The sequence below is a fragment of the Vibrio sp. 10N.261.52.A1 genome (assembly GCF_002876325.1).
Classification (GTDB): Bacteria; Pseudomonadota; Gammaproteobacteria; order Enterobacterales; family Vibrionaceae; genus Vibrio; species Vibrio chagasii.
The window spans coordinates 1-581 of sequence record NZ_MCYD01001096.1 but is presented as its reverse complement, the minus strand read 5'-3'; the positions used below and the strand labels follow the sequence as shown (position 1 = coordinate 581).

The 581-nt window shown below is 44.1% G+C and carries 1 protein-coding gene; it reads left to right on the top strand.

Translation table 11 applies throughout. The annotated features are described in order from the left end of the window. Window positions 1-505: HD domain-containing phosphohydrolase (locus BCT81_RS23510; protein WP_277869844.1), on the top strand; the 505-nt coding region annotated here is incomplete at its 5' end. Window positions 506-581: the final 76 nt, after the last annotated feature.

Sequence of the window (581 nt, the reverse complement as noted above, 5' to 3'; positions counted from 1 at the left end):
AAAAATGGATGTACCTGAACATCTATATAATCTCGGTGAGGTTTACAACTTGTGTATTGCTCGTGGCACCTTGACGGCTGAAGATCGCTTCAAAATCAATGAGCATATGTTGGGCACAATCAAAATGCTTGAAAACCTACCATTCCCGAAAGAGTTAAGCCGTGTACCGCGTTATGCTTCCACTCACCATGAAACGCTAAAAGGTACAGGCTACCCAAGAAAGCTGACTGCCGAAGACCTTTCTATTCCAGAGCGTATCCTAGTTATATCGGACATTTTTGAGGCGCTGACCGCTGCTGATAGACCTTATAAGAAAGCGAAGCCAATCAGCGTTGCCATCGACATCATGCACAAAATGGCTTTGGATGAACATATCGACATAGAACTGTTTAGGCTGTTCCTAACGAGTGGGACCCACATTCGATACGCTGAAACGTATTTGAAGCCAGAGCAAATAGACAGCGTCGACTTGTCGAAATATCTCCAGAAAAGTGCTGCAGCTTAATACACCTAAATTAAAAGGTGCTTCCTACTCGATACAAGTTAGGTGAATACGCGGCCTACCTTTAACCTTTCAGGAC